Here is a 26,815-nt window from a genome sequence, read left to right as displayed (position 1 = left end):
TGAAACACCAGTATTTATACGTAAAACATGAATTGTTAACTCATGAAAAACTGTGAATTAAGTATTGATAATGTATGGATAAATTGTGAATAAAAAGTGTCTAAATTTTCAAATATTAACCGTTATGTAATATAATAAACATGGTTTTAACAATTTATCCCAAGGGTTATCAACAAGTTATTAACATTAATTAGGATTTATTTTTTTCTTAATTGTTTCTACAAGGTTTCTTGTATTTTCATCTTTATCAATTTCATCTTCGATTTTATTAGCACCGTGGATGATTGTTGAATGATCTCTTCCTCCAAGAAGAAGACCAATTGCTTGTAAAGATGAATCTGTCATTGTGTTACATAAATACATGGCAATTTGTCTAGGTCTAACTACTGAGCTAGATCTATTTTTAGAAGCCATTTGATCAACTGTAATATTAAAGTGCTCAGCAACTACTTCTATTATAAGCTGCGGAGTAATTTCTCTTGAAACATTAGGAGAGATGAAGTTTTGTAATTCTCTCTCAGCAATATCCATTGTAATATCAATCTTTTCAAGTCGTGAGAAAGCAATAAGCTTGTTAAGGGCTCCTTCGATTTCTCTAATGTTTGATTGAATATTTTCAGCAATATATTTTCTAATTGATTCATCAAGATTAAAGTTTTTCTCTTCAATCTTTTTATTAAGAATAGCCATACGTGTTTCATAATCTGGATATCCAATATCAGCCATAAGACCCATATCGAATCTTGATTTGAAACGATCATCCAATGTCTCCATATCCTTTGGAGGTTTATCAGATGAAATAACAATTTGTTTACCCATTGCATGTAATGCATTGAAGGTATGGAAAAATTCTTCCTGTGTTGATTCCTTTCCTATAATAAATTGAATATCATCTACCATAAGAACATCAACTGTACGATATTTATCGCGGAAGCGCTGCATTGCAGTAGCGTTATTGTTTGTTCTAAGGTTTTCAATAACCTCGTTAGTAAATTCTTCTGATGTTACATATAATATGTGAGTGTTTGGATTTTGATTTTCGATGTAATTACCAATAGCTTGCATTAAGTGAGTTTTACCAAGACCTGGTCCACCGTAGATATATAGTGGGTTGTAAAATTCTCCTGGTGATTCAGCAACTGCAAGAGCTGCAGTTTGAGCAAATCTATTATTTCTACCAACGACAAAATTATCAAAAGTAAACTTAGGATTAATAGTAGAATTACCCATTCTTTTTTCTTCAAAAGAAGGTGTTTCTTCTATTTTAATGTGTTCGATATTTTTTTCTTTTTTGATTTGGTTTGCATTGTCTTGAGATATGACTAAGATGTCATCATATTGAATTCCAGTAAGTTCTGCGATTGTGATACGAAGTGGAGTAGTAAACTTTCTGGTTACATAACCAAGTGTCATACTGTTTTGATCACCGTTATAGATGATATATAATTTGTTATCTTCTATTTGAAATAATTCTAGAGGTTTAAGCCAAGAATCATAAGAAACATCAGTGACTTTATACTCATTTTTTAGGTAGTCTAGGATTTCATCCCATTTTTTAACAAGTTCTTCCATATAATTTCCCTTTTATCCACATTTAAACTATTTTATATTCTACCTTAAATACGGCTTTTATTCAATAATTAGTGTAAAAACGTGTAGGGGGTAGTTTAAAGGCTAAAATGGCTTATTTTTTGAATTTGAGCGTTTAAAATTGATATTGTGAGTTATCCACAGTTATAGAAGAGAGTTTTCCACAATTTTTGCCTTTAAAATTCATATAATTTTCTGTTTTTTGTGGAAAAATGTTAATTATTACTATTTTATCCACATGGTTATCCACAGCTTGTAGATAAATAATAAATTTTTTTTTGCAATTTTATACTATATTTAGTATTGTTTATTTTTGATTTTATTTATATCTTGTGTTTTTTAGTTATCCACATTGTTTCATTATTATAATAATGCTTTTTATTATTGACTTTATGGGCTTTTCCTTATATAATTTTAACTGATGTTTTCTCATAAAGAGGAGGTGGATATATTATGAAGATGACATATCAACCAAAAAAGAGACAGAGATCCAAAGTTCATGGATTTAGATCTAGAATGAGCACAGCAGGCGGACGTAAGGTTCTTGCTGCAAGACGTGCAAAAGGAAGAAAGAAATTATCAGCTTAGGCCACAGACCATGTGGTCTTTCTTTCTATTTTAAGGAAAATTTTTGTTATGGAATTTAGTGAATCTCTAAAAAAAAATAAAGACTTCACAACTGTATACAGAAGAGGTATGTCTAAAGCTAACCGACAGCTTGTAATGTATATCTACCATAATAATACAGATCGAAATCGAATTGGAATTTCTGTTAGTAAAAAGGTTGGAAATTCAGTAGTACGACATCATTTGACGAGACTGATAAGAGAAAGTTATAGACTTAATGAAGAGATGTTCAATAGTGGTTTGGACATTGTAGTCGTTGCAAGAGAAGCCAGTGCATCCGCAACTTTTGATGAAATACAAAAATCTTTACTTCATCTTGCAAATCTTCATAGGGTAACTCGAAAATAAATGGAATCGTCGTTTCTATTATGTTGAAGAAGATATTTATATATTTAATTAAGTTTTATCAAAAATATATTTCTCCAATGAAAACTACCAAGTGTCCTTATTATCCAACATGCTCTTGCTACGGCCTTGAGGCAGTTCAAAAGTATGGGGCTATTAAAGGCGGTGGATTAGCTCTTTGGAGAATTATCAGATGTAATCCTTTTTCTCATGGTGGATTTGATCCGGTTCCATAGTAACTGGAGGTTTTACATTGAGCGATTTATTTCTTACCGCTTACGGTGGATCTATCCTTGGACCTATTGCTAAGGTTTTAGGATGGATTATGGATAAGATTTATGTTTTTCTTGCTGGTTTAGGTATTGAAAACATAGCTCTTACAATCCTTATTTTTACTATTCTTATTTATGTTTGTATGTTTCCTATTACATACAAGCAGCAGAAGTTTGCAGTACTTACTCGTAAGATGCAGCCTGAGATGAAGGCTATTCAGGATAAGTACAAAGGTTCTAGAGACCAGGCAACTATGCAAAAGCAGCAGGAGGAGACTCAGGCTTTATATGACAAATACGGCATTTCACCTACTGGTAGCTGTGTTTACATGTTAATTCAGATGCCTATTCTTTTCGCACTTTATAGAGTTTTCTATAATGTACCTGCTTATATTGGTTCTGTTAAGAATATTTTTACAGAATTAGTTAATGGTATTGTAGCTACAGATGGTTTTGCTACTACTATGCAGACTATCTATGATGATGCTGGAATCAGATTACAGCAGACACCTGAATTTGCAAGTGCAGATACTGATGCAGTTTCAAACTTTATAATTGATGTTTTGTATAAGCTTCCTGCTTCAGGATGGGCAGAGGTTGCTGATAAGTTCCCTAGCTTATCTTCATCAATCGATTCTGTTGTTGCAAAGCTTGAGCAGATTAACTATTTATTTATTTTAAATATTTCTGATACACCACTTAACCTTGTTAAGACTGGTTGGGCTGGAAAGAATTTTGGTTTAATCATTGCTGCTTTAATGGTTCCACTTCTTTCATATCTTTCACAGCTTGCTACAATCAAGCTTATGCCTACAAATACTGAGGGACAATCAGATCAGATGGCACAGCAGATGAAGACAATGAATCTTATGATGCCTTTAATGTCACTTTTCATTGGTTTCACTGTTCCTGTTGGTCTTGTTTTCTACTGGATTGTCGGTGGTGTAGTTCGTATTACACAGCAGTACTTCTTAAATAAGCATTTTGAGAAGATTGATCTTGAAAGTATTATTGAAAAGAATAAGGATAAAGCAGCTGCTAAGGCTGAAAAGCGTGGTATTCGTCAGGCTCAGATTTATGAAGCAGCTCGTATGTCTACAAAGTCTTCTTCTATGGCTGACAAGGCAAACCTTGTAAAAAATAATGAAGAAGCAATCAATGCAGCTAATGAGTTAAGATCAAAAGCTAATCCTAATTCACTTGCTGCAAAGGCAAATCTTGTAAAAGATTTCAATGAACAAAATAATAAGTAAGGGGGCAATAATCTTGGAATTCAAAGAATTTACAGGTAAAACTGTTGATGATGCACTTACTAATGCTACTGTTAGTTTAGGTGTTACATCTGATCAGATTAAATACGAAGTTATTGAAGAGGGAAGTACAGGTTTCCTTGGAATCGGTTCAAAGGATGCAATTATTAAAGTTGTTATTTCTGCTGATGAAGATCCAAAGGAAGTTGCTAAGGAATTCCTTGAAGGAGTTTTCGAGGCAATGCAGCTTGAAGTTAATATTTCAATGTCATTTGATGAAGAAGATAAAACTCTTTCAATTGATTTAGCTGGTCCAGAGATGGGTGTTTTAATTGGTAAGCGTGGACAGACACTTGATTCACTTCAGTATCTTACAAACCTTGCAGTTAATCGTTCATCAGAAAATTATACTAGAGTAAAAATCGATACAGAAGATTATAGACGTCGTAGAAAAGAAACTCTTGAGAATCTTGCAAGAAATATGGCAAGCAAAGTTAAGAGAACAAAGAAGTCTGTTACTCTTGAAGCTATGAATCCTTATGAGAGACGCATTATTCACTCTGCACTTCAGAATGATAATAATGTTACTACTCATTCAGAGGGCGAAGAGCCATATCGTTATGTAGTTATTACTCTTAAGAAATAATTTTTGATTTTTTTAGGGTTAGTCTTTTTATTTGGACTAACCCTTCTCTTTGTTTTTAAAAGAATCTAGATAAATATGATTTTAAATAGTATTTTATAGTTAAGTGTTATTTAAAATTATATTTATTAATTTAATTTGGAGGTTTGATTTGTACCAGTCAGATACTATTGCTGCAATCGCAACATCTATGAATAGTTCTGGAATAGGTATCATTCGCGTTAGTGGCGAAGATTCTATTGCTATCGTTGATACTATTTTTCGTGGTAAGAATAAATTAAAAGATTGCGATAGTCATACAATTCAATATGGTCATATTTATTCTGGTGATGAGATAGTAGATGAAGTGCTAGTACTTATCATGAAAGCTCCTCGTAGTTATACTACGGAGGACGTTGTTGAAATAGATTGTCATGGTGGCATTTTAGTTCTTAAAAAAGTTTTATCTCTTTTAGTTAAAGCTGGAGCACGTATTGCTGAACCAGGTGAGTTTACAAAGAGAGCTTTTTTGAACGGACGTATAGATTTATCAGAAGCAGAATCAATTATGGATTTGATTTCTTCAAATTCAGAGCTTGCTATGAAGAATTCTATAAAGCAGCTTTCTGGTTCATTAAATAAAATTATTGTTGATTTGCGTGACAAGATTTTATATGAGACTGCTTATATAGAGTCAGCATTAGATGATCCAGAGCATTATGATTTAACTGGCTATCCGGAAGAACTTAAAGGTAAGGTTGAAGGAATTATTGATACTGTCGATGGATTAATAGATTCATTTAATTCTGGCCATATTTTAAAAGAGGGTATCAATACTCTTATTCTTGGAAAACCAAATGCAGGAAAATCTTCTTTGCTCAATACTTTATCAAGACGAGAGAGAGCAATTGTTACAGATATTCCTGGTACCACTCGTGATACGTTGGAAGAGCAGATTACTATCAATGGTGTTAGTTTAAATATTATTGATACAGCAGGTATCAGAGAAACAGATGATGTAGTAGAAAAGATTGGCGTTGATAAAGCAATTGATTCTATTGATGACGCTGATTTAATTTTATTTGTTTTGGATTCATCGAGACCTCTTGATGAGAATGATGAGTTCATTATTAATAAGATTTTGGATAAAAAGGTTATTATTTTATTAAATAAATCTGACCTATCATCAGTAATTAGCGAGGAAGAAATATACAATAAATACAATAAATGCGTTATTTCATTCTCGTCAGTAAGCCTTGATGGACTTAAGACACTTGAATCTACTATTACTGATATGTTCTTTAGTGGTGAGGTTCGCAGTGATGATACTTTATACATTACAAACTCTCGTCAGGCTGCTTGTCTTAGTAATGCAAAGACAAGTCTTGAGAATGTTTTAGCTAGTATTGAAAATATGATGCCAGAAGATTTCTTTTCTATTGATTTGATGGATGCCTATAGTTATTTAGGTGAAATTACTGGTGAAACAATTGATGATGATTTAGCTAATAAAATTTTCTCAGAATTTTGTATGGGAAAATGATATTTCAAATCGAACAAAGTGAAGATTTGAAATATCAGGAGGGCCTTCGCCCGACTATAAGAAATAAAAGGAGTTATTTATGTCTGTAGTTGAAGAATCCTATGATGTAGTTGTTGTAGGTGCAGGTCATGCTGGTTGTGAAGCTGCTCTTGCATCTGCTCGAATGGGATTAAATACAATTTGTTTTACAGTTAGCATGGATTCAGTTGCTTTAATGCCATGTAATCCAAATATTGGTGGTAGTTCAAAAGGTCATCTTGTCAGAGAGTTAGATGCACTTGGTGGTCAGATGGGTATCAATATTGATCATACATTTATTCAATCAAAGATGCTTAATTCTTCTAAGGGACCTGCTGTTCATTCACTTAGAGCTCAGGCTGATAAAAGTGCTTATTCTCTTAGAATGAGAAAGACAATGCAGGATACTGATAATCTTACACTTAGACAAGCTGAAGTCACTGAACTTATTATGGATGGTAAAAAGGTTGCTGGTGTTAAGACTTTATCTGGAGCTATTTATCATGCAAGAGCAGTAGTTATTTGTACAGGAACTTATCTTAGAGCTAGATGTTTGTACGGAGATGTAATTGAACATACTGGTCCTAATGGTTTAAAGGCAGCTAACCATTTAACTCAATCATTATTGGATAATAATGTAGAAATGAACCGCTTTAAGACCGGTACTCCGGCTAGAGTTGATAGTCGTTCTATTGATTATTCTAAGATGGAAATCCAGCTTGGTGATAATCCTGTAGTTCCATTTTCATTTAGTACCAATAGAGAAGATGTTCAGATTGAACAGGTTCCATGTTATCTTACTTATACTAACGAAAAGACTCATGAAATTATTAGAGCTAATCTTGATAGATCGCCAATGTATTCTGGTGTAATTGAAGGAACTGGTCCTAGATACTGTCCAAGTATTGAAGATAAGGTAGTTCGTTTTGCTGATAAGAATAGACATCAATTATTTGTAGAGCCAGAAGGTCTTAATACAAATGAGATGTATATTGGTGGCATGAGTTCATCAATGCCAGAGGATGTTCAGTACGCTATGTACCATACAGTTCCTGGTCTTGAAAATTGTAAAATTGTTCGTAACGCATATGCGATAGAATATGATTGTATTAAAGCAACTCAGTTAAAAGCATCACTTGAGTTCAAAGATATTGATGGTCTTTTTGCTGCTGGTCAGTTTAATGGAAGTAGTGGATATGAAGAAGCTGCAGCACAAGGATTAGTTGCTGGTATAAATGCAGCACTAAAATTACTTGGAAAAGACCCAATGATTCTTGATAGATCTAATTCATATATTGGTGTTCTTATTGATGACCTTGTTACAAAGGAAACAAAGGAACCATATCGTATGATGACCTCAAGAGCAGAGTATAGACTACTACTTAGGCAGGATAATGCAGATTTACGCCTCTCTAAAATTGGATACGAGGTTGGTTTATTACCTAAAGATAGGTATGATCATGTGGTAGAAAAGGAGCGCCAAATCGAAGAAGAGGTTGCTCGAGTTAAAGAAATCAACATTGGGGCTAGAAAAGAAGTTCAAGCTCTTCTTGAGTCATATGGAAGTATACCTCTTTCAAATGGTATCAAGTTAGTTGACTTAATTAGAAGACCGGAACTCGATTACGATAAGCTTGCACCTATTGATCCAGATAGACCAGAGCTTTCTGATGAAGTAAGAGAGGAAGTTAATATTTATATCAAGTATGAAGGATATCTTACAAGACAGGCTAAACAAGTTGCTCAGTTCAAAAAGCTGGAGTCAAAGATGATTCCTACTGATATAGATTACAATGATGTTTCAAGTTTACGTATTGAAGCTCGTCAAAAACTCACAAAACTTAGACCAGCAAACATCGGACAGGCATCAAGAATCTCTGGTGTAAGTCCAGCAGATATCTCAGTACTTTTAGTTTATTTGGAAACTTATAAGAGTAAAGAAAAATAATTGGTCTGTTTTGAGGGTACTTCTATATACCCTCAAAACACTACGATTTTTTATAATAGGAGATTTATGAGTAGAGATTATTCATATTTAAAAAATACAATCAATGATTGGAATCTTACTTTAGATGATAATCAGATAAATCAGTTGGATTTATTCTATGAGATGCTAGTCGAAAAAAATAAGGTAATGAATCTTACAGCTATTACTGAGTTTGATGAAGTTATAGTTAAGCATTTTGCAGACAGTTTATCTATAGGTAAGGTTATGCCTTCAAATATTAATACTGTTTGTGACCTTGGAACAGGAGCTGGTTTTCCTGGTATACCTATGGCTATTGCTTATCCTAATATTCAATTTACATTGATTGATTCTCTAAATAAAAGAATCAAATTTCTTCAGGAAGTAGTAGATTCATTGGGATTATTGAATGTTACTTTGATTCATGCAAGAGCAGAAGAGGCTGGTAGAAACAAACTATACAGAGAGCAGTTTGATTTAGTTGTTTCTAGAGCCGTTGCTAATATTAGTACATTATCCGAGTACTGTTTACCATTAGTAAAACTCAATGGATATTTTATTAGCTTTAAATCTGGTGATATCAAAGAAGAGGTTTCATTATCTGGTGATGCTATCCAAAAGTTAGGTGGCTCTATGGAAGAACCTGTATATTTTTCTCTTCCAGATACAGATATTAGTAGATCTTTTATTATTATTGATAAGAAAAAATCTACACCTAAGGCTTATCCTAGAAAAGCTGGCACACCTAGCAAGGAACCTTTAAAGTAAATTTTCACATGAAACATTATTATGGGGGATGATTTATGGTAAATGACTTCCTAAAAAAATATCAGGAAGAAATTATTTCTGAAAAAATACAGCTAAAAGAAGATATGGATTTATTAGAAACTAAGATAAAAGAAGAAAAAAAGTTTCTTAATGTACTTGAAGAATCTAATGAATCTTATTTTGTTGAGTTTACTCCTAGAGATATTAATGCAAAAAATAATGCAAAGGCTGCAGAAATTCGTCAAATTCTTTCTGATTTAGAATCTCAAATGAGTAATAAAACAAAACAGATGAAGTTTTACGATAGTAGATTAGTAGAGATTAATGCTCTTCTTAATAATACTGCAGTTATAAATAGACCATCTGATTCTAATAATCAAGTTATAGTTGAAAATAATATTGATGATAATATTAAAAATCAGCTTAATTCTATTAAAGACATTATTGTTTTAGATCCTTATAGAGCAAAAATTGAACTGGAAAATTTAATTTCTAGTCTATAAAATAGTTACCAAACTAGATATAGAAAATGTTTCACGTGAAACATTTTCTATATTTAAGGATGTTAAACACAAAATATAGTATAAGGATTTTTGAATCAACTTCTATATATTGCTATTTTTATAAATAATGTTTCACGTGAAACATTTCTAAAAGATATATAAATTATCAATATCTAGTAAACAAACATCCATATATTGCAAACCAAAACAAAAATTCTTGGTAGAATTGAATATATTGGAATGATATAATTTTACTGTTCACAAATTTAAATACTAAACTATAAAAGAGGGAGACAATAAATGAAGAGAGTAATTGCAATAGCCAACCAGAAGGGTGGAGTTGGTAAAACTACTACAAGTATTAACCTTTCAGCATGTTTAGCTGAAGCAGGTAAAAAGGTTCTTGTTATTGATACTGATCCACAGGGAAATGCAACAAGTGGACTTGGTCTTGATAAGGACGAATGTGAGAATACTGTTTATGATTTAGTTCTTGATCAATGTAGTATTAAAGAATGTATGTATAAGGTTGAAAATATTCCAAACCTTACTATTATTCCTTCAAATGTAGACTTGGCCGGAGCGGAGATTGAGCTTCTTGGTATTAATGAAAAGGAATATATTCTTAGAAATGCAGTTGACTATGTAAAGGATGACTTTGATTATGTAATCATTGATTGTCCACCATCTTTGAATATGTTAACTATTAATGCTATGACAACAGCAGACTCTGTACTTGTACCAATTCAGTGTGAGTATTACGCACTTGAAGGTATTAGCCAGTTGATTCATACAATCGACCTTGTTCAGCAGAGACTTAATTCAAAGCTTAAGATTGATGGCGTAGTATTTACTATGTATGATAAGAGAACAAATCTTTCTTCTGATGTTGTTGATACAGTTAAGAATAATCTTAATGCAACAGTATATCAGACAATCATTCCTAGAAATGTAAGACTTGCAGAAGCTCCATCTCATGGACTTCCAATTAACTTATATGATGAAAAGTCTGCTGGTGCAGAAAGTTATCGTAATCTTGCAAAAGAAATCATTGGAAGAAAGGATTTATAATTATGGCAGCAAAAAAGGGAGGATTAGGTAAGGGACTTGATTCCCTTATTGTTAATAAGAACGAGGGTGTCGTAGTAGCAAACCCAGAACAGCACGGTGCTCCAGTTGAAGTAGAAATTGATAAGGTTGAACCAAACAAGCTTCAGCCTAGAAAAAACTTTGACGAAGATAAGTTACAGGACTTAGCGGAGAATATCAAAATTCATGGAATCATCAATCCACTTCTTGTTCAGGATAGAGGTTCATATTATGAGTTAATCGGTGGCGAGCGTAGATGGAGAGCTGCTAGAATTGCTGGTCTTAAGAAAGTACCAGTTATCATTATGAATCTTAGTGAGCAGGAATTCGTAGAGATTTCCCTCATTGATAATATTCAGCGTGAGCAGTTAAACCCAATCGAAGAAGCTATGGCTTTTGCTAGACTTATTGATGAGTTCAAGCTTAAGCAGGATGAAGTAGCAGAGAGAGTTTCAAAGAGCCGTACTACTATTACAAATGCTCTTAGATTATTGAAGCTTGATAAGCGTGTTCAGGATATGATTGTAGATGATAAGCTTACAACAGGTCATGCTAGAGCAATGCTTGCAATTACAGATTTGGATAAGCAGTATGAATTTGCAGAGAGAGCATTCGATGAAAAGATGTCAGTTCGTGATGTAGAGCGTGAGGTTAAGAAGCTCTTAAATGACAAGGCTGATAAAAAATCAAAGGCTGCTGGTCTTGATCCTCAGCTTGCTGCTGTATATCAACAGACACAGGAAAAGCTTAAGGGTGTACTTGGAACAAAAGTATTTATCAATGCAAAAGACAATAAATCAGGAAAGCTTGAGATTGAGTATTATTCTCAGGATGAGCTTAACAGAATCGTTGATTTACTTGAATCTATAAAATAAACATATGTTCGATTGGAGAAATAATAATGATAGAACAATATCTTGGAATTAGTACAGACTACATTGTAATAGGACTTGCAGCACTAGTTCTGATAATGACAATCCTTTTAATTGTATTTATCGTGCAGATGCATAAGCTTAAAAAGAGATACAAAATCTTTATGCAGGGCAGCGATGCAAAATCATTAGAAGATACACTTGTTTACAGATTAGAGCAGGTAGATGAGCTTATAGAAGCAAATGCTAGCAATGAAAGAAATATTGATGCAATCTTCAAAAATATGAAGGATTGCTTCCAAAAAATCGGTCTCGTTAAATACGATGCATTTAACGAGATGGGTGGAAAGCTTAGCTTTTCACTTTGCATGCTTAATGAGAAGAACTCAGGTTATATCATTAATGCGATGCATTCAAGAGAGGGTTGCTATACTTATGTTAAGGAGATTATAGATGGCAATTCTATAATTCAACTTGCAGAAGAAGAGGAGCAGGCTCTTAATCAAGCTTTAAATGTTTAATGGACGGTATATGATGCATAAATTTTTACCAGCAATTGGATTTAGTAAACTTAATAAAGAAGCACTGAATAATCTTATTCAAGAAATAATTCTTCGACCTGATTACCAGGAGTCTGCAATAGATTTCGAAGGTAATCAGTTTGTTGAGCTTAGATATATGGTGGCAGACAATGTTGGCCTTGTTTTGCGTGGAATCTATAACGATAATGATGAGTTTATATTAGATTACTATTATCCAACTTATCTTGGTGAGAGTATATCATCCAATAATGAAGTGGATGTAATAAAGCAATCTGATAAAGAATGCTATCATGTTATGGTAGATGAAGTTAGATTAGGAGTTAATCTGATTTTTCATCTCCAAAACATGGGAGAGTATCTCAGAAGAAATACCACCAACGGTAAAGGTGTTAAGCGTGATATTAGATTAGCTGCTTTATCATTGGAAGGAAAGGTTATTCTTCCTCTTTACGATAATGAAAAAAGTCGAATAAAAGAGAAAATGAATAACAAGAAACGCATTGATCTTGTAGAGCAGGCTAGAGAGGGGAATGAAGAAGCTCTTGAAAGCCTTACCATGGATGAAATAGATTTATATCAGCGTATTACAAGAAGAGTTTCACGAGAAGATATATTGAGTGTTGTCACAAGCTTCTTTATGCCTTACGGAATAGAAAATGACAAATACGAGATTATGGGTGACATTCTTGATGTTAAAACAGTTGTAAATCATCTCACAATGGAGGAATTATATCTGCTTGTAGTAGAAAGTAACGATGTAGTTCTTGAAGTGTGTATAAACAAGAATAATTTATATGGAGAACCTACAATAGGACGCCGTTTTAAAGGCACTATTTGGCTACAGGGAACTGTTGATTTTTCTTAAGCTTTAGATTAAAATCAAATAGTTGTCGCGTTTGAGTAGCTCAGCTGGATAGAGCGTCCGCCTCCTAAGCGGAAGGCCGTGGGTTCGAATCCCATCTCGAACATGATCGGAAGGAGTCTATGAAATAGGCTCCTTTTTTAATTAGGAAATATAACACTTTGTCCACACAAAATTCGCAACTTTGGGGTAAAATACCTTTGTATGGAGAATTGTATATTGTATAATAAAATATAAATAAAACAATTCAAAGAAAAGGGGGAAAATAAATTAGAGGAGGACGGTAGTGTATGGCAGATTTAAGTTTAACTAAAGAGCAACAGGATACTCTTGGAGAAATTGCAAACATCAGCATGGGTTCATCTGCAACATCTCTGAGCGCATTATTAAATAATTTAAAGGTAGATATTACAACACCAAAAATCGAGCTTATTCGTAAAAGCGAATCACTTGATGATTATCACAATGTTTGCGTGTTGGTACATATAAATTATATTAAGGGATTATCAGGAAGTAACGTATTAATCCTAAAGGAAAATGACGTAAAAATAATCGCTGATCTTATGATGGGTGGCGATGGTACAAATACAAGTGGTGAAATTGGCGAGCTTCAGCTTTCAGCTGTTTCAGAAGCTATGAACCAGATGATGGGAAGTGCAGCAAGCTCAATGTCACAGCTACTTAATAGAGTAGTAGATATCTCACCACCAAAAACAGACAATATCGACGTAGAAAGCGTAAAAATATTCGAGAGATTATTTGAATCACCTGAAATAGATTTTGTCAAAATAACATTTGATTTAAAAATAGGAACGATAATAGATTCAGTTATGGTACAGTTGTATCCTATTTCGTTTGCACAGGATATGGTATCTCTATTTGAAAAAAAGGATTAACTAGGGGGCACAATGGACGAGAACGCAAAGAAAATTCAAACAGAAATAGCCAAGGATAAGATTCAGATTATTCTATCAAGCATAGCACTTGCTGTGTTAATTATCATGGAGTTTTATATCATGATAAATTTCAAAAGCAATTTTATGGCTATGGCGGTAGGAATACTTCTGATGATAGTTGCTTTGTTTTTCCTTATAAGTGCCATGTTAGATATATCTCTTAAGCAAAAAAACATGGAGCAGGAAAAGTATGAGGAAATTTACAATGCACAAAAGGCATCGTATCTCGTCATAAAGAAAAGCTTTGATGAAATGGATCAAAGACTTCGAACAATCGAGGAAAACAGTGCTTTACCTGCTGAAGATATTATTAATGCACAAAAGGCCGTAGCTAAGGTTACTATTTCACGAAGCAAGGAAAATACGGATGCGTTGATGAACTCAAATGATGAGTTGATCAATCAGCTGGTAAATATCCAGGAAAAGCTTGAAAACAATAACAGTCAGATTCTTGAAAAACAGCAAACTTTATTAAAAGAAACAAATCTTGATATACAGCAAAAGATAGCAGCTCTTACATCGCAAATATCTAATATTGAAGGAAAAATCCAAAATGGAATTCCAGTAATGGCTCAGCCGATGCAGATGCAAATGACACCACCTCCAGTAATGCCAGTAATGCCTGAACCTGTGGCAGCACCAGAGCCTGAACCAGAGCCAGTAATGGAAAAACCTATGGTTGAGGAAGTTCCATTAGAAGAACCTGTAGTAGAGGAAGCTCCAGTGGAAGAGGTAATTCCAGAGGAGCCAGTAGCTGAGGAAGCTCCTGTAGAGGAAATAACAAACGTAGAAGATATTGAAATTCCAGAAGAGGTTGTAGAACCTGTAATGGAAGAAATTCCAGCTGAAGAAATACAGGTAGAAGAACCAATTGAGGACGTAGGCCTTGACTTAGACGCTGTGATTGAAGAAGAGCCTACAGAAGAGCCAGTTGAAGACCTGGGCCTTGATTTAGATGCTATAGTAGAAGAACCTTCAGTGGAAGAGGAAATTCCAGTAGAGGAATTGCCAGAAGCTGAAGAACCAGTTGATGATTTAGGCCTTGATTTGGATGCAGTGGTAGAAGAAGAAACTACAGAGGAGCCAGTAGAAGACCTGGGCCTTGACTTAGATGCAGTAGTAGAAGAAGCTCCAGAGGAGGAAGTAATCCCAGAGGAGCCAGTAGCTGAGGAAGCCCCAGTAGAAGAATTAGTTCCAGAGGAACCAATAACAGAAGAAATCCCAGCCGAGGAGCCGGTTGTAGAAGAACCAGCAGCAGAAGAAACTCCAGTAGATGACATAGGTGCAAACTTAGATGCTCTATTAGATGAGGTTGGAGATATTCCAGAAGAGGAACCAGAGCCTGAACCTGAACCGGAGCCAGAGCCTGAGCCAGAACCAGAAGATGATTCTATAGTTATCCCAGATGTAGGAATTGATTTAACTGATCCAAATAGGGTAATGAGTCCAGAAGAAATAGAAAAGCTATTTGCAAATATATAAAATTAAGATACCTGTCTCAAATCAGAGGCAGGTATTGTTATTTATATAATCAATAAACAATAAAGAATGAGCGTGTTGGAATTTTCAGATAACTGTAGTAAAAAAAGTTGTTAAAAAACGTAAAAAAATGAAAAAAAGACTTGCAAAAAAATCAATCAGGCTATATACTTATATTCGTTGCTGAGGCAATAACAAATGAATGAGCGCGATTAGCTCAGCTGGCAGAGCACCTGACTCTTAATCAGGGTGTCCAGGGTTCGAACCCCTGATCGCGCATTTGACCATCGAAGATTCTTCGGTGGTTTTTTTATATCTAAAAATATTTAAAATAAAAGCCTTGATTGTAATAATCAAGGCTTTACTATTATCTACTTGTAATGAGCTTACAAATTGGATTTCCCTTACTAGAAAACTTCTCTTCGTATTCAGTCATAATATTGCCGGCGTTCATAGTCTCATCATTATGTAAATCGTAAGTTACAGCATCAAGTTTCCATAAAGGATGATTGTCTATTTCTTCTACAGAAAAATCAAATAAATCTCTGTTGTCAGTTTTGAATTCAATATGTCCTTCCTTAGAAAGAATTGAATTATATCTGTTTAAGAAAGTAGAAGATGTAAGGCGACGCTTCGCATGTCTGTCCTTTGGCCATGGATCGCTGAAGTTGAGATAGATTCTATCTACTTCATGGCAAGCAAAGATATCAAGTATCTCAGCAGCATCAAAACAGATGAAACGAAGATTAGGAATTTCTTCATCCTGCACCTTCTGAACGGCTCTAAGTAAAACAGAAGTGTATCTTTCGATTCCTATATAGTTAATATCAGGGTTCTCTTTTGCAAGAGTGGTGATAAACTGTCCTTTACCCATTCCAATTTCAATATGAATAGGATTGTCATTGCCAAATACTTCTTTTTTATATGAGCCCTTGAGCTTTGTAGGATTCTGAATGCAATAAGGACTATTTGCAACAACCTCATCAGCTCCTGGGATATTTCTTAATCTCATAATAACCTCCAAAAATAAAATCAAAATGGATTATAACATAAAAATCGTAAGATTAGTATTGCAACAGACTAAATAGAGAAGTTATACTAAATAGTCGTAAAGGAAAAAGAGTATGAATATAAAAAGAAAACTTGCAAAGGCATTAGCCTTTATTTTTATTGCTAACAGCATATTTTCAATGAAAACAATCCAGGCTGAGGCTGCAGATTATTGGCCTAGTGGAGTTGATGTAGTGGCGGAATCAGCCATTGTAATGGAAGAGGAAACAGGAACAATCCTATATTCTAAGAATATGGATGATGTGCATTATCCTGCCAGTATCACAAAAATAATGACAGCCCTTATCGTCTTGGAAAATTGTGATTTGGATGAGACAGTCACATTCTCTGCAGAAGCGGTATATGGCACAGAGCTTGGTTCGTCCAGCATTGCCAGAGATGTTGGAGAGGAAATGACGGTTGAGCAGACACTCTATGGAATGATGTTAGAGTCAGCAAATGAGTGCGCTTATGCATTAGGTGAGCATGTGGCCGGAGATATGGATAGCTTTGTTGATATGATGAATGCTAAGGCTAAAGAACTTGGCTGCAAGAATACCCACTTCAACAACTCAAATGGTCTTCCTGATGAAGAGCATTATACAAGTGCTTATGATATGGCTTTGATTTCAAGAGCAGCATACAAGATTCCAAAGTTTGCAGAAATCGTTGGAACAAAGAACTATACAATTCCAGCCACAAATAAACATTCAGATCCAACACCACTTAATAACCATCATCAAATGCTTCATTACTACAAAACAAATCAGTATCTGTACGATTACTGCTTAGGTGGTAAAACAGGATACACTGTAGTGGCAGGCGCAACACTTGTTACATATGCTAAGAAAGATGGTATGACCCTTGTGTGCGTTGTAATGAAAGATACAACCACAGACGAATACACTGATACAACAAACCTGTTTGAGTACTGCTTTGATAATTTCAGCAAATATGCAGTAGCGGATTTTGCTTCAATATCAGAGGATGATGTTAATGTAACTGGTGTCCTTAGTGAAAACAGTGAATTAATAAAAGTAGACGAAGACGGAATAATTGTTATTCCTAAGACAGCCAGTATATTAGATGTAACCTCAACTGTAGTTCCATATTCTGATGAGGAAGATTCATCAGTTATAGGACAGTTACAGTATTCGTATGCAGATAAATCAGTGGGATATGCCAATTTGATATTTACAAACGCAGATACAACTGGTAGTTATCCATTCGATAACATTCCAGTAGAAGATGGTGGAAGTGGTAAAGAGTATATACAAGTTGATTATCCTAAAATTGGGTTAGTAATCCTTATAGTTCTTGCGGTTATTTGTTTGATTATGTTTATAAGAAGTAAATCAAGTGAGATACTTTTATTCAGACATCGATTCATGAGCAGACATCAAAGACCACAAAAGACAAACATGACTATCATTAGAGATAATGGTAGGAGAAGAAAAAGACGTAGATAAACGACAAGAAATGTCCTGATTCTTCATGATAAAGACAAAGTATAACAAAAACGACAGCCTAAGTTAGATAAGCTGTCGTTTTGTATTATTATAGACATGAAAATTATTTTCACGTTAACAGAAAATATTTATCTATTTATCAGACTATTTATTAAGATTTCTAATTGATGTTTGTTGTTTGTAAACAATATAATCCCATTTGAAGAGTTAATCATGGTAATTACCTTGTCTGCAAATGTATCTGATTCTGAAAGAAGCTGGAACAGATAATCCTTGTATTTGCCATCAGCCTTCAGAAATAGAGTTTCATAATTCTCAAAAGGAACGAGCTCGCAATGAGACTTTGTCATAAGAAAAGAAATTTCTTTATCCTGGCCAAGCTGTTCTTCAGTTTTGTTTATGATGAAATAGCCTCGATCATCCTTTGGCATACCAAGAGCTTTCACTGCACGTTGAACCTGTTTTGTTAAGCTGTCACTAGCAGGGTAAAGAGACTGAAAGTAGCTCATAAAATCAGAGGCACTTTTGAAATGTTCATTTGTACCTCGTTCTAGCACCTCTGTCATTAGTATCTTCCTAATTACCTTCTCACATTCTTTACGAGAAGGATTTTTTCTAAGTGTGATTTTTTCTTCAGACATATATTCCTCCAAAAAGACAAAAATAATAGCTATATTTGTATTATAAGACAAAATTACGACAAAAAGAAGACATTATGCAAAATATCACAGAAATATAGATTAGTTGACACCTCAATAATAGAATGTGATAATGAAGAAAATAACCTCGTAAAGCAAGCAGGAGTGGAAAAAATGGAAAACTTATTTTCAAGAGATGAAAAGAAGCAGTATCAGCTGGAGCAGATTAATGATTTAGTAGAGGCTAACGGCGGATTAATCAAAACAAGTGAAATTGAAGCCCTGGGAGTAGACTATCGTCGCGTGCTTAAGTTCGTAGAAGAGGGATATTTAATCAGAGTAAAAAGCGGATACTACACTACAAAGTATTTCGAGTGCAGTGAGGAGCAGTGGATTTATAAGCTGTTTGGAGAAGACGGAATCCTGACAATTGAATCAGCTCTTTGGGTGTATGGTTATTTAAAGGACAGACCATACAAGTGGAGTATTGCGATTAATAAAAACACAAGTAAATCTAGATTCCATATTGATTATCCAATTGTGGAGCCATACTATACAGAGCCAGAAGTTTTGGAGCTTGGTGTAACAGAGACGGATTTTGCAGGTGGTCGTATGAAAATCTACACCAAAGAAAGATTAATCTGCGACGTACTGAAATATCAGGAAAAGATAGATAGAGAGATATTCAAAACTGGAGTGTTAGCCTACATCATGGATGAAAAAAAAGATGTGGCAAAGCTTATGGAATATGCCAAGGAGCGTAAGGTTCTTAAAAAAGTTCAGAATATGATAGGTGTGTGGTTGTAATGATAAACAAAGGAAACATAAAGGAAAAGTCGGAACAACTAAATATTCCTTTCAAGAATTTGCTTTCTGCAGCAGTATGTGAAATTGTAATTGAGTTGCTTGCCAATGGAAAATATTGCAATGAGCTATATCTATGTAATTCGGCGGAATTCAAGTCAGATGTCTATAAAGATCTTTGCATTAGCAATATCTACTACGAGTATGTAAGAGACCTTGATGATAAAATGGCAATTCTTTACGTGCGAGATATACTAAAAGAAATAATGGCTAAGGGCGCTTTAGAGGGTATGGTGGTAAACGGTTCTGTAGGTGAAACCGGAATCAGCTTAAAAATAACCATTGATGATATGTACATTCCGATAAATCTATATTTCAAAAAGCACGGGGCAAGCCATGAACCAGAAAAAATCACCTTGGAACTGATTGCATACGGAAATAGAAAAGTAGATGTGCTTATCAATCCAAAAGAGGAAGAATTGTCAAAGCATCTGCTTGAGATAATAGATAAACTAGAGCTTATAAATAACATGGATCATTATTATGATGCCTATGAAATCCTTACATCAAATCCAGTAAATGGGCGAAAGGTAAAGGATAGATTAAATGAGCTTGTAAAAGAAAAAGATATAGTTATCGATGACACAAGACTTAATATGCTCAAAAGCTACGGTGATTACACCTACATGAAAAGAAAGTGGAAGGTTGAGTTGAGGCAAAAAAAGAAGTCCGAGCCACAATGGTCGGACGTTAATAATTGCCTAATTAACTTTTTAAGCCCTATCTGGGACGCCATGGAAAAAAACATGGTCTTCCTTGGAGATTGGATGCCACAGCTTAAGCGATTCCTAGATTAAGTCTTAGCAAACAAAGTTGTGCTTCAAAATAGAGAAGACAGCATAGTAATATGAGTTTCTGTCGTTTACTTTGTAGAACTGTTGCTCCATAGAAACAGTGGAAATGCTGTCAATAACTTCTGTATCCACAAGATTGGTATAGCATCTAGCCTGAATGTAACTCTTGGTAGTTTTTTTGAAAAAGATACCTTTGAAAAGAGGGCCGATGCAACGCTTGTGATAAACACCACAGATGGTATCTAAAAATTCACCATCAAACTTAAAAGTTGTGATGTCGTAATTATATGAATGGTCATAGAGATAAGCTGCAATGCGTGGATCCATAAATGGAGTGTCCACTGACATGAAAAATGCTCTATCTCCTGAAATCATTGTAAGGCAGGAAAGAATGGCGCCTACAGGGCCGGCGTTTCGATAGATGTCAGGAATTTCCTGAGCATCAAGGCCCAAATGAGTAAGGTCACCACGCTCATTTACTGAAAGGTAAATCTTATCAAAAAATGGACTGAATTTATCGTAGATATATTCAACCATAGTTTTATCTTCAAAGGGTAAAAGTGCTTTCTTTGTACCCATGCGGGAACTATCGCCACCGCAAAGGATAACTAAAGTCCTATTCATAACATCCTCCTTGCTTTGATAAAATCCATTATATTGATTCTTTGTAGAAAATAAAAGCTAGAAAATGAGTTTAGAAAAAATATTAGAAGATTATTCAAAATCGAATATGTATCCATTCCACATGCCAGGCCATAAGAGAATGCTTGAGGGGCCATACAAAATAGATATGACGGAAGTGGATGGAGTGGACGATTTGCATGACCCAGAGGAGGTTATAGCTGAGGAGCAAAATAGGCTGGCTAGAATCTATGGAGCTGATAAAAGCTTTATTTTAGTAGGCGGCTCCACGGTAGGAAACCTTGCTGCGATATATAGCTGTTGTTGTGAAAATGATTTAATTCTTATCCAGAGAAATTCTCATAAAAGTGTTTACAATGGCGCAATCCTAAGACACTTGAAGGTTGGATATGTTAATTCTAGAGCAGATGAAAACGGAATATATAGGGCAGCAACTTTAGAAGAGATTAAATCTGCAGTAGAAAAATACGGTATGCCCAAAGCAATTCTTCTGACGAGTCCTACTTACGAAGGATATCACTGTAAGCTGGAAGATATTTCAAAATACTGTCACGCCAAAGGCATAATACTGATAGTGGATCAAGCCCATGGTGCTCATCTCGGATTTAATGAAGCATTTAAAGAATCTGCAGTTGGTAAAGCAGATATCACTGTCCAAAGTCTCCATAAAACTTTACCAGCTCTTACACAGACAGCGGTAATGCATGTGAGTGGAAATAGAGTTGATAGTAGAAAGATTGCAGCAGCATTGGATATTTTCGAGACCAGTTCACCAAGCTATGTACTGATGAATTCCATTAGTCACTGTATGACCATTCTTGAACAATCTGCGGATATGTTTAGGGATTATGTGGATAACTTAAAGGATTTCTATAAGATTAGCGGACAATTAAAGCACCTGAAAGTATTGGTAGAACCTAGCGAAACAAAGGATCCAGGAAAGCTTGTAATAATTACAAAGCACACAAATATCTCCGGGGTGGAACTGGCTAGAATCCTCAGGGATAAATACGAAATAGAAACAGAGCTTTCAAGCTTTTCATATCTGCTTGCCATGACAAGCATTATGGATTCCAGGGAAGGTTTTGAGAGATTAAAAAAAGCATTGCTTGAAATAGACGAAGGACTAGAGAATGGAAACGTAGATGTGCCAATGGTCTGGATTGATAGCAAAAAAATAATGGAGCCTTGGGAAGCCAAGAAAGGCGAAGGTCGACAGGTCAACATTTCACAGGCCACAGGACTTGTATGTCAGGATGAGATTTGTCTTTATCCGCCAGGGGCACCTGTTGTAGTACCTGGAGAAGTCATTTCAGCGGAGGCAATCAAACTAATCCGCCAGGCAAAGGAAAGTGGAATACACGTAACAGGAATAAATAATGACTGTATCTACGTTGTCAATTAGCCTTGGCTGAATTATACTTTAGATACAAAAGAAAAAAGAGGACAAAATGGGAAGTATTTATTGCATAATGGGCAAAAGCTCATCGGGAAAAGACACTATATTTAAGCTTTTGCTAGACAAAGGGGATTTAGATTTAAAGCGAATTGTTTCATACACAACCAGACCAATCAGAAGTAATGAAAAGCCTGGTGATGAATACAACTTCGTATCCATTGAAGAAAAGGACAAATTAGTTGAGGCGGGAAAAGTAATCGAAATTCGTAAATACGATACTGTTCATGGTCCATGGTTCTATTTTACTGTAGACGATGGACAGATTGATTTATCGAAAAATGATTATCTTATCATTGGTACAGTTGAAAGCTTTGTAAAGATTCGTGATTATTACGGAAAAGACGCTGTTTTGCCGATATATATAGAGGTAGATGATGGTGTTCGTCTTTCGAGAGCACTTGAGAGAGAACGAAGTCAGGAACACCCAAAGTACGAGGAAATGTGTAGACGATTCTTGGCTGACCAGCAGGATTTCTCCCAGGAGAATCTAGATGCAGCACAGGTTTCCAATGTCTTCAAAAATGATGATGACAGCAGAATCACCTGCGACAGAATCGCCGCCTTTATAAAAGATAGAAGGGGTTAGCATGGATATTAGAGTAAATGATGTGAGCCAAGTTCAACCTACAGACCAGGCAAAATCCACAGCACCTGTAGATGACACATTCAAATTTACACTTGCAGCAGCCGTAGATGATGCTGAGCTTCAGGAAAAGCTCACAAATCTTTTAAACGACATAACCACTCAGGGAAAGCTTTTGTCTGAGCATATGGACATTCGTGACATGAAGCGCTACCGCGGATTGGTCAAGGATTTCCTTAACGAGGTTGTAAATCGAAGCCACAAGTTTTCGCGAGAAAACTTTTTAGACAGACGTGGTCGCCATAGAGTTTATGGTATGATAAAGCTTGTAGATGAGCATATGGACGAGCTGGCAACAGCCCTTGTTCAGGATGAAAAGGACCACATTGATATATTAAATAGAGTAGATGAAATCAGGGGATTGCTCCTTGATATAATCACCTAGATTAGGAGAATTTTGTTAGATGAGCTTTGCGCAGATAGTAGGGCAGGAAGAGGCAAAAAGCCTATTAAGAAATGCAGTTAAAACAGGAAATCATAGCCATGCCTATATTTTCAGCGGTGAAAAAGGCTCAGGAAAGATGATGCTTGCAGAGGCATTTGCGGCAATGCTTCAGTGTGAAAACCCATCCGAGGAAGATGCTTGCATGGAATGTCATTCCTGCAAACAGGCATTATCAAGAAACAATCCAGACATTATTTATGTTAGAAGAGAAGATGGCAAAAACAACATTAGCGTAGATGTAGTACGTGAGCAGATTGTAAATGATGTTGATATCAAGCCATACAGCAGCAAATATAAAATCTATATAGTAGATGAAGCAGAGAAAATGAATCCTCAGGCGCAGAATGCCATTCTTAAGACCATTGAGGAACCACCTGAATACGCGATTATCATTCTGCTTACAGCAAATCATAATGCATTTCTTCAGACAATCCTGTCTAGATGCGTTCTTATCCAAATGAAATCCGTAGATACAGAAAGCATAAAGCGGATATTGCAGACCAATTACGAAACTGTTGATTATCAGGCACAAATGGTGGCAAGCTTTGCCCAGGGAAATGTGGGAAAAGCCATAGCGTTAGCTACAGACGTCACCTTTAATGATGTAAAAAATCGTGTTGTTGCCTTATGCAAAAAAGCAAGCAAAATGGATGAGCAGCAGATAGCTGACGAAGTGAAATCCATCAAAGAGGACAATGACAGAGATAAAAAAGAAGATTCCGATAATGAGAAATTTCAGCCATTTATCGAGCAATTGCTAGATTTAATAACTCTTTGGTATCGAGATGTGCTATTATATAAATCGACATCGAGGGATGATTTACTGCTATTTTCAGAAGATGCCTTCGATATTCACGACCAGGCCCAGAACCTGTCATATCATGGCCTAAACGAGATTTTCGATGCAATCTCAGAAACTAGAGCCAGACTAAATGCAAATGTCAATTTTGAATTGACCATTATGCTTCTTATACAGAGGATGAGAAATCCTGAAAACTAAAGGAGACACTAGATGATAAAGGTTATTGGAGTACGCTTCAGAGGAGGCGGAAAAGTATATTACTTTGATCCAAACGGCATAGAGCTTAAGCGCGAGGATCAGGTTATTGTTGAAACAGTTCGCGGTGTTGAAATCGGAACAGTTTTACTTGTAGACAAGGAGATTTCAGATGATGAGGTTCCAGGACCTATCAAGAAAATCATCCGTAAGGCTACCGAGGAAGACGCTAAAAAAGCTATAAAGAACATTGAAAAAGAAAAAGAAGCCATGAGAATATGCGAGGAGAAAATCGCAAAGCGTGAGCTTGAAATGAAGTTGGTTGGTGCTGAGTACACATTCGACAACAACAAGCTTATTTTCTATTTCACAGCAGATGGACGTATCGACTTCAGAGAGCTTGTAAAGGATCTTGCAGCAGTGTTCCATACACGTATAGAGCTTCGTCAGATTGGTGTTCGTGACGAGACAAAGCTTATGGGTGGCATCGGAATCTGCGGTAGAGAGCTTTGCTGTAAGAGCTGGCTTGGTGATTTTGTTCCAGTATCAATCAAGATGGCAAAGGAGCAAAACCTTTCACTTAACCCTACAAAAATCTCAGGACTTTGCGGCAGACTTATGTGCTGTCTAAAGAACGAGCAGGAAACATACGAATACCTCAACAGCCGCCTACCAGGAATCAACGACACAGTTACAACTCCTGAGGGAATCAAAGGTACAGTTCAGTCGGTAAACGTTCTTCGTCAGACTGTACGAGTTCTTTTTGAAGATGGCGATTTAAAAGAGGTAAAGGATTATCCTACATCAGTTCTTAAGTTCAAGCCTCGTAAGAAAAAGGTACAGGTTTCCAAGGAAGAGGCAAAGGAACTTGCCGACCTGGAGGATAATTAATGAATAATCTGTTGCAGGAAGACGAGCGACTAGATGATTTACAAATAAATGGATATCAAATAATTCAGCATCCTGACAAATTCTGTTTTGGCATGGATGCTGTCTTGCTATCGGGCTTTGCTAGCGTCAAGGAAGGAGAAAAGGTTCTTGATTTGGGAACAGGAACAGGAATTTTGCCTATTCTTCTTGAAGCTAAGACTGAAGGAAAGCATTTCACAGGATTAGAGATACAGCCTGAGAGTGCAGATATGGCACGCCGCTCGGTATTAATTAATCATCTGGAAGAGAAAATTGATATAATAGAGGGTGACATCAAAAATGCTAGTGAAATCTTCGGAAAAGCATCCATGGATGTTGTCACCAGCAATCCACCATACATGACAAATCATCATGGATTGAAGAATCCAAACGATGCCAAGGCCATAGCTCGCCACGAGCTGCTTTGCACATTGGATGATGTGGTGAGAGAAACTGCAGCTGTTTTAAGACAGCGAGGCAGATGTTACTTTGTACATAGACCATCACGCATTGTAGAAATCTTTGAAGCCATGCGAAAATACAAGCTTGAGCCAAAGAGGATGCGCTTGGTTTACCCATACGTGGACAAGGAACCAAATATGGTTCTGATAGAAGGCGTGCGAGGCGGCGGAGCCCAGCTCACAGTAGAAGCGCCACTGATTGTATACAAGGAGCCAGGCCAGTACACAGATGAAATCTACGAGATATACGGATTAGATAAATAATTATCTTCCAATAGGAGATTATAAATGTCACAGACAGGAACAGTATATTTAGTTGCAACTCCAATAGGAAACCTTGAGGATATGACTTTTCGAGCAGTCAGGATTCTTAAAGAGGTGGATTTGATTGCAGCAGAAGATACAAGAAATTCAATAAAGCTATTAAATCATTTTGAAATAGACACACCTATGACCAGCTACCACGAGTTTAATAAAGTGGAGAAGGCCGTCACTTTAATAGAAAAATTAAAAGAAGGTCAGAACATTGCGGTAATCACAGACGCAGGCACACCTGGTATTTCAGACCCAGGGGAAGAGCTTGTTAGGATGTGTTACGACGAGGGAATCGAGGTCACATCGGTCCCAGGTCCAGCGGCATGTATCACAGCTGTTACCATGTCTGGGCAGGCCTGTAGACGATTCGCTTTTGAGGCATTTTTGCCAAAAGACAAAAAAGAACGTCGCAGAGTTCTAGAAGAGACCAAAAATGAGACAAGAACTGTCATTATTTACGAAGCACCACATCATCTGATAGGCACATTGAAAGAGCTTGCGGAGGTCCTTGGTGAGGACAGAGGAATCACTCTTTGTAGAGAGCTTACAAAGAAACACGAAGAAAAAGAGAAGACCACAATCGGTGGAGCTTTAAAATCTTACGAGACAAAAGAGCCTAGAGGAGAGTACGTTCTTGTTATAGCTGGCAAATCTAAAGCAGAGGTTTTAGAGGAAGCAAGAGCGGCATATGAGGACATGACCATTGAAGAGCACATGGATATGTACTTAAGCAAGGGCATGGATAAAAAGGAAGCCATGAAGGCAGTGGCAAAGGACAGAGGAGTCAGCAAGCGCGATATTTACAACGCTTTGCTATAGGAGATA

29 protein-coding genes and 2 tRNA genes are annotated in these 26,815 nt (G+C 35.8%); 27 read left to right on the top strand and 4 right to left on the bottom strand.

Translation table 11 applies throughout. The features are described 5' to 3' along the window. Positions 1-186: 186 nt before the first annotated feature. Positions 187-1,572 carry a chromosomal replication initiator protein DnaA gene (dnaA, locus tag BO15_RS0103635; RefSeq protein ID WP_033152525.1) on the bottom strand — a complete coding sequence of 462 codons (1,386 nt, stop codon included), beginning with the start codon at positions 1,570-1,572 and terminating at the stop codon, positions 187-189. 471 nt (positions 1,573-2,043) lie between these two features. Between dnaA and rpmH the strand changes: the two genes are divergently transcribed. The 17 genes from rpmH to BO15_RS0103550 all read left to right on the top strand — a co-directional run bounded on the left by rpmH (position 2,044) and on the right by BO15_RS0103550 (position 15,583). Beyond that, the gene (gene rpmH / locus BO15_RS0103630) at positions 2,044-2,178 is read left to right on the top strand and encodes a 50S ribosomal protein L34 (RefSeq protein ID WP_015550658.1); all 135 of its coding nucleotides are present in this window, start codon (positions 2,044-2,046) and stop codon (positions 2,176-2,178) included. A gap of 48 nt (positions 2,179-2,226) precedes the next feature. After that, complete coding sequence (rnpA, locus tag BO15_RS0103625) at positions 2,227-2,565, top strand: ribonuclease P protein component (protein WP_033152524.1); 339 nt, start codon at positions 2,227-2,229, stop codon at positions 2,563-2,565. Positions 2,566-2,585: 20 nt separating this feature from the next. Continuing rightward, positions 2,586-2,798 carry a membrane protein insertion efficiency factor YidD gene (gene yidD / locus BO15_RS0103620; protein ID WP_090395199.1) on the top strand — a complete coding sequence of 71 codons (213 nt, stop codon included), beginning with the start codon at positions 2,586-2,588 and terminating at the stop codon, positions 2,796-2,798. A 17-nt stretch (positions 2,799-2,815) separates the two neighbouring features. Continuing rightward, positions 2,816-4,087, top strand: coding sequence for a YidC/Oxa1 family membrane protein insertase (locus tag BO15_RS0103615; RefSeq protein WP_033152523.1), 1,272 nt, complete (start codon positions 2,816-2,818; stop codon positions 4,085-4,087). Between the two features lie 13 nt (positions 4,088-4,100). Next, the gene (gene jag, locus BO15_RS0103610; protein WP_033152522.1) at positions 4,101-4,730 is read left to right on the top strand and encodes an RNA-binding cell elongation regulator Jag/EloR; all 630 of its coding nucleotides are present in this window, start codon (positions 4,101-4,103) and stop codon (positions 4,728-4,730) included. 148 nt (positions 4,731-4,878) lie between these two features. Beyond that, entirely contained in the window at positions 4,879-6,249 is a 1,371-nt protein-coding gene (gene mnmE / locus BO15_RS0103605; RefSeq protein ID WP_033152521.1) for a tRNA uridine-5-carboxymethylaminomethyl(34) synthesis GTPase MnmE, read from the top strand. Positions 6,250-6,328: 79 nt separating this feature from the next. Beyond that, positions 6,329-8,215 carry a tRNA uridine-5-carboxymethylaminomethyl(34) synthesis enzyme MnmG gene (gene mnmG, locus BO15_RS0103600; protein ID WP_033152520.1) on the top strand — a complete coding sequence of 629 codons (1,887 nt, stop codon included), beginning with the start codon at positions 6,329-6,331 and terminating at the stop codon, positions 8,213-8,215. A gap of 66 nt (positions 8,216-8,281) precedes the next feature. After that, positions 8,282-9,001 carry a 16S rRNA (guanine(527)-N(7))-methyltransferase RsmG gene (gene rsmG / locus BO15_RS0103595; RefSeq protein WP_052169753.1) on the top strand — a complete coding sequence of 240 codons (720 nt, stop codon included), beginning with the start codon at positions 8,282-8,284 and terminating at the stop codon, positions 8,999-9,001. Between the two features lie 35 nt (positions 9,002-9,036). Next, positions 9,037-9,504 (top strand): hypothetical protein, encoded by a 468-nt coding sequence (locus BO15_RS0103590; RefSeq protein ID WP_033152519.1) that lies wholly within the window; start codon positions 9,037-9,039, stop codon positions 9,502-9,504. A gap of 300 nt (positions 9,505-9,804) precedes the next feature. Further along, positions 9,805-10,575, top strand: coding sequence for a ParA family protein (locus tag BO15_RS0103585; protein ID WP_033152516.1), 771 nt, complete (start codon positions 9,805-9,807; stop codon positions 10,573-10,575). Between the two features lie 2 nt (positions 10,576-10,577). Beyond that, positions 10,578-11,468, top strand: a complete 891-nt coding sequence (locus BO15_RS0103580) for a ParB/RepB/Spo0J family partition protein (RefSeq protein WP_033152514.1) — start codon at positions 10,578-10,580, stop codon at positions 11,466-11,468. 26 nt (positions 11,469-11,494) lie between these two features. Beyond that, entirely contained in the window at positions 11,495-11,986 is a 492-nt protein-coding gene (locus BO15_RS0103575) for a DUF4446 family protein (RefSeq protein ID WP_033152513.1), read from the top strand. Between the two features lie 10 nt (positions 11,987-11,996). Further along, a complete protein-coding gene (locus BO15_RS0103570) occupies positions 11,997-12,872 on the top strand; it encodes a DUF3881 family protein (protein ID WP_157752310.1) in 876 nt (291 codons plus the stop codon). Between the two features lie 29 nt (positions 12,873-12,901). After that, a tRNA-Arg gene (locus BO15_RS0103565) sits at positions 12,902-12,975 on the top strand. Positions 12,976-13,159: 184 nt separating this feature from the next. After that, on the top strand, positions 13,160-13,765 hold the full coding sequence (gene fliY, locus BO15_RS0103560; protein WP_033152511.1) for a flagellar motor switch phosphatase FliY: 606 nt from the start codon (positions 13,160-13,162) through the stop codon (positions 13,763-13,765). Positions 13,766-13,777: 12 nt separating this feature from the next. Then, positions 13,778-15,307: an ABC transporter permease gene (locus tag BO15_RS0103555; RefSeq protein ID WP_033152505.1), complete on the top strand. Its 1,530-nt coding sequence runs from the start codon at positions 13,778-13,780 to the stop codon at positions 15,305-15,307. A 203-nt stretch (positions 15,308-15,510) separates the two neighbouring features. After that, positions 15,511-15,583 (top strand) — tRNA-Lys (locus BO15_RS0103550). Positions 15,584-15,671: 88 nt separating this feature from the next. On the opposite strand, the gene trmB is transcribed toward BO15_RS0103550, so the two are convergent. Beyond that, complete coding sequence (trmB, locus tag BO15_RS0103545; protein ID WP_033152503.1) at positions 15,672-16,316, bottom strand: tRNA (guanosine(46)-N7)-methyltransferase TrmB; 645 nt, start codon at positions 16,314-16,316, stop codon at positions 15,672-15,674. 112 nt (positions 16,317-16,428) lie between these two features. Here trmB and BO15_RS0103540 point away from each other — a divergent pair, with 112 nt between their 5' ends. Then, positions 16,429-17,823 (top strand): D-alanyl-D-alanine carboxypeptidase family protein, encoded by a 1,395-nt coding sequence (locus tag BO15_RS0103540; RefSeq protein WP_033152501.1) that lies wholly within the window; start codon positions 16,429-16,431, stop codon positions 17,821-17,823. 128 nt (positions 17,824-17,951) lie between these two features. Here the strand turns inward: BO15_RS0103540 and BO15_RS0103535 are convergent, their stop codons facing one another. Beyond that, positions 17,952-18,464 (bottom strand): hypothetical protein, encoded by a 513-nt coding sequence (locus BO15_RS0103535; RefSeq protein WP_033152500.1) that lies wholly within the window; start codon positions 18,462-18,464, stop codon positions 17,952-17,954. Positions 18,465-18,635: 171 nt separating this feature from the next. Here BO15_RS0103535 and BO15_RS0103530 point away from each other — a divergent pair, with 171 nt between their 5' ends. After that, the gene (locus BO15_RS0103530; RefSeq protein WP_052169752.1) at positions 18,636-19,268 is read left to right on the top strand and encodes a type IV toxin-antitoxin system AbiEi family antitoxin domain-containing protein; all 633 of its coding nucleotides are present in this window, start codon (positions 18,636-18,638) and stop codon (positions 19,266-19,268) included. Continuing rightward, a complete protein-coding gene (locus tag BO15_RS0103525; RefSeq protein ID WP_033152498.1) occupies positions 19,268-20,122 on the top strand; it encodes a hypothetical protein in 855 nt (284 codons plus the stop codon). The genes BO15_RS0103530 and BO15_RS0103525 overlap by 1 nt, the downstream gene beginning before the upstream one ends. Before the next feature lie 3 nt (positions 20,123-20,125). On the opposite strand, the gene mobA is transcribed toward BO15_RS0103525, so the two are convergent. Next, complete coding sequence (mobA, locus tag BO15_RS0103520) at positions 20,126-20,743, bottom strand: molybdenum cofactor guanylyltransferase (protein ID WP_033152496.1); 618 nt, start codon at positions 20,741-20,743, stop codon at positions 20,126-20,128. 64 nt (positions 20,744-20,807) lie between these two features. Here mobA and BO15_RS0103515 point away from each other — a divergent pair, with 64 nt between their 5' ends. From BO15_RS0103515 to rsmI, 7 genes are read left to right on the top strand one after another with little or no spacing between them, the layout of a single operon-like run. Further along, a complete protein-coding gene (locus BO15_RS0103515; RefSeq protein WP_081828545.1) occupies positions 20,808-22,166 on the top strand; it encodes an aminotransferase class I/II-fold pyridoxal phosphate-dependent enzyme in 1,359 nt (452 codons plus the stop codon). Between the two features lie 46 nt (positions 22,167-22,212). Continuing rightward, positions 22,213-22,806, top strand: a complete 594-nt coding sequence (locus BO15_RS0103510) for a guanylate kinase (RefSeq protein WP_033152488.1) — start codon at positions 22,213-22,215, stop codon at positions 22,804-22,806. Position 22,807: 1 nt separating this feature from the next. After that, complete coding sequence (locus tag BO15_RS0103505; RefSeq protein ID WP_033152486.1) at positions 22,808-23,248, top strand: YaaR family protein; 441 nt, start codon at positions 22,808-22,810, stop codon at positions 23,246-23,248. 19 nt (positions 23,249-23,267) lie between these two features. Continuing rightward, positions 23,268-24,308 (top strand): DNA polymerase III subunit delta', encoded by a 1,041-nt coding sequence (gene holB / locus BO15_RS0103500; RefSeq protein ID WP_033152484.1) that lies wholly within the window; start codon positions 23,268-23,270, stop codon positions 24,306-24,308. Between the two features lie 12 nt (positions 24,309-24,320). Further along, a complete protein-coding gene (locus BO15_RS0103495) occupies positions 24,321-25,196 on the top strand; it encodes a PSP1 domain-containing protein (protein ID WP_033152482.1) in 876 nt (291 codons plus the stop codon). Further along, complete coding sequence (locus BO15_RS0103490; protein ID WP_033152480.1) at positions 25,196-25,939, top strand: tRNA1(Val) (adenine(37)-N6)-methyltransferase; 744 nt, start codon at positions 25,196-25,198, stop codon at positions 25,937-25,939. The genes BO15_RS0103495 and BO15_RS0103490 overlap by 1 nt, the downstream gene beginning before the upstream one ends. Before the next feature lie 24 nt (positions 25,940-25,963). After that, positions 25,964-26,809 carry a 16S rRNA (cytidine(1402)-2'-O)-methyltransferase gene (gene rsmI / locus BO15_RS0103485; protein ID WP_033152478.1) on the top strand — a complete coding sequence of 282 codons (846 nt, stop codon included), beginning with the start codon at positions 25,964-25,966 and terminating at the stop codon, positions 26,807-26,809. Positions 26,810-26,815 lie beyond the last annotated feature (6 nt).

Origin of the sequence: Pseudobutyrivibrio ruminis HUN009 (assembly GCF_000703005.1) — a bacterium.
In the GTDB taxonomy this organism is placed as follows: Bacteria; Bacillota; Clostridia; order Lachnospirales; family Lachnospiraceae; genus Pseudobutyrivibrio; species Pseudobutyrivibrio ruminis_A.
This window is presented reverse-complemented; position numbering and strand designations above follow the sequence as displayed.

What these genes read in the sequence shown, in the direction of transcription:
- dnaA (WP_033152525.1), bottom strand. Translation starts at nt 1,572, where the DNA reads ATGGAAGAACTTGTTAAAAAATGGGATGAAATCCTAGACTACCTAAAA.
- rpmH (WP_015550658.1), top strand. Translation starts at nt 2,044, where the DNA reads ATGAAGATGACATATCAACCAAAAAAGAGACAGAGATCCAAAGTTCAT.
- rnpA (WP_033152524.1), top strand. Translation starts at nt 2,227, where the DNA reads ATGGAATTTAGTGAATCTCTAAAAAAAAATAAAGACTTCACAACTGTA.
- yidD (WP_090395199.1), top strand. Translation starts at nt 2,586, where the DNA reads ATGTTGAAGAAGATATTTATATATTTAATTAAGTTTTATCAAAAATAT.
- mnmG (WP_033152520.1), top strand. Translation starts at nt 6,329, where the DNA reads ATGTCTGTAGTTGAAGAATCCTATGATGTAGTTGTTGTAGGTGCAGGT.
- rsmG (WP_052169753.1), top strand. Translation starts at nt 8,282, where the DNA reads ATGAGTAGAGATTATTCATATTTAAAAAATACAATCAATGATTGGAAT.
- BO15_RS0103590 (WP_033152519.1), top strand. Translation starts at nt 9,037, where the DNA reads ATGGTAAATGACTTCCTAAAAAAATATCAGGAAGAAATTATTTCTGAA.
- BO15_RS0103585 (WP_033152516.1), top strand. Translation starts at nt 9,805, where the DNA reads ATGAAGAGAGTAATTGCAATAGCCAACCAGAAGGGTGGAGTTGGTAAA.
- BO15_RS0103580 (WP_033152514.1), top strand. Translation starts at nt 10,578, where the DNA reads ATGGCAGCAAAAAAGGGAGGATTAGGTAAGGGACTTGATTCCCTTATT.
- BO15_RS0103575 (WP_033152513.1), top strand. Translation starts at nt 11,495, where the DNA reads ATGATAGAACAATATCTTGGAATTAGTACAGACTACATTGTAATAGGA.
- BO15_RS0103570 (WP_157752310.1), top strand. Translation starts at nt 11,997, where the DNA reads ATGATGCATAAATTTTTACCAGCAATTGGATTTAGTAAACTTAATAAA.
- fliY (WP_033152511.1), top strand. Translation starts at nt 13,160, where the DNA reads ATGGCAGATTTAAGTTTAACTAAAGAGCAACAGGATACTCTTGGAGAA.
- BO15_RS0103555 (WP_033152505.1), top strand. Translation starts at nt 13,778, where the DNA reads ATGGACGAGAACGCAAAGAAAATTCAAACAGAAATAGCCAAGGATAAG.
- trmB (WP_033152503.1), bottom strand. Translation starts at nt 16,316, where the DNA reads ATGAGATTAAGAAATATCCCAGGAGCTGATGAGGTTGTTGCAAATAGT.
- BO15_RS0103540 (WP_033152501.1), top strand. Translation starts at nt 16,429, where the DNA reads ATGAATATAAAAAGAAAACTTGCAAAGGCATTAGCCTTTATTTTTATT.
- BO15_RS0103535 (WP_033152500.1), bottom strand. Translation starts at nt 18,464, where the DNA reads ATGTCTGAAGAAAAAATCACACTTAGAAAAAATCCTTCTCGTAAAGAA.
- BO15_RS0103530 (WP_052169752.1), top strand. Translation starts at nt 18,636, where the DNA reads ATGGAAAACTTATTTTCAAGAGATGAAAAGAAGCAGTATCAGCTGGAG.
- BO15_RS0103525 (WP_033152498.1), top strand. Translation starts at nt 19,268, where the DNA reads ATGATAAACAAAGGAAACATAAAGGAAAAGTCGGAACAACTAAATATT.
- mobA (WP_033152496.1), bottom strand. Translation starts at nt 20,743, where the DNA reads ATGAATAGGACTTTAGTTATCCTTTGCGGTGGCGATAGTTCCCGCATG.
- BO15_RS0103515 (WP_081828545.1), top strand. Translation starts at nt 20,808, where the DNA reads ATGAGTTTAGAAAAAATATTAGAAGATTATTCAAAATCGAATATGTAT.
- BO15_RS0103510 (WP_033152488.1), top strand. Translation starts at nt 22,213, where the DNA reads ATGGGAAGTATTTATTGCATAATGGGCAAAAGCTCATCGGGAAAAGAC.
- BO15_RS0103505 (WP_033152486.1), top strand. Translation starts at nt 22,808, where the DNA reads ATGGATATTAGAGTAAATGATGTGAGCCAAGTTCAACCTACAGACCAG.
- holB (WP_033152484.1), top strand. Translation starts at nt 23,268, where the DNA reads ATGAGCTTTGCGCAGATAGTAGGGCAGGAAGAGGCAAAAAGCCTATTA.
- BO15_RS0103495 (WP_033152482.1), top strand. Translation starts at nt 24,321, where the DNA reads ATGATAAAGGTTATTGGAGTACGCTTCAGAGGAGGCGGAAAAGTATAT.
- BO15_RS0103490 (WP_033152480.1), top strand. Translation starts at nt 25,196, where the DNA reads ATGAATAATCTGTTGCAGGAAGACGAGCGACTAGATGATTTACAAATA.
- rsmI (WP_033152478.1), top strand. Translation starts at nt 25,964, where the DNA reads ATGTCACAGACAGGAACAGTATATTTAGTTGCAACTCCAATAGGAAAC.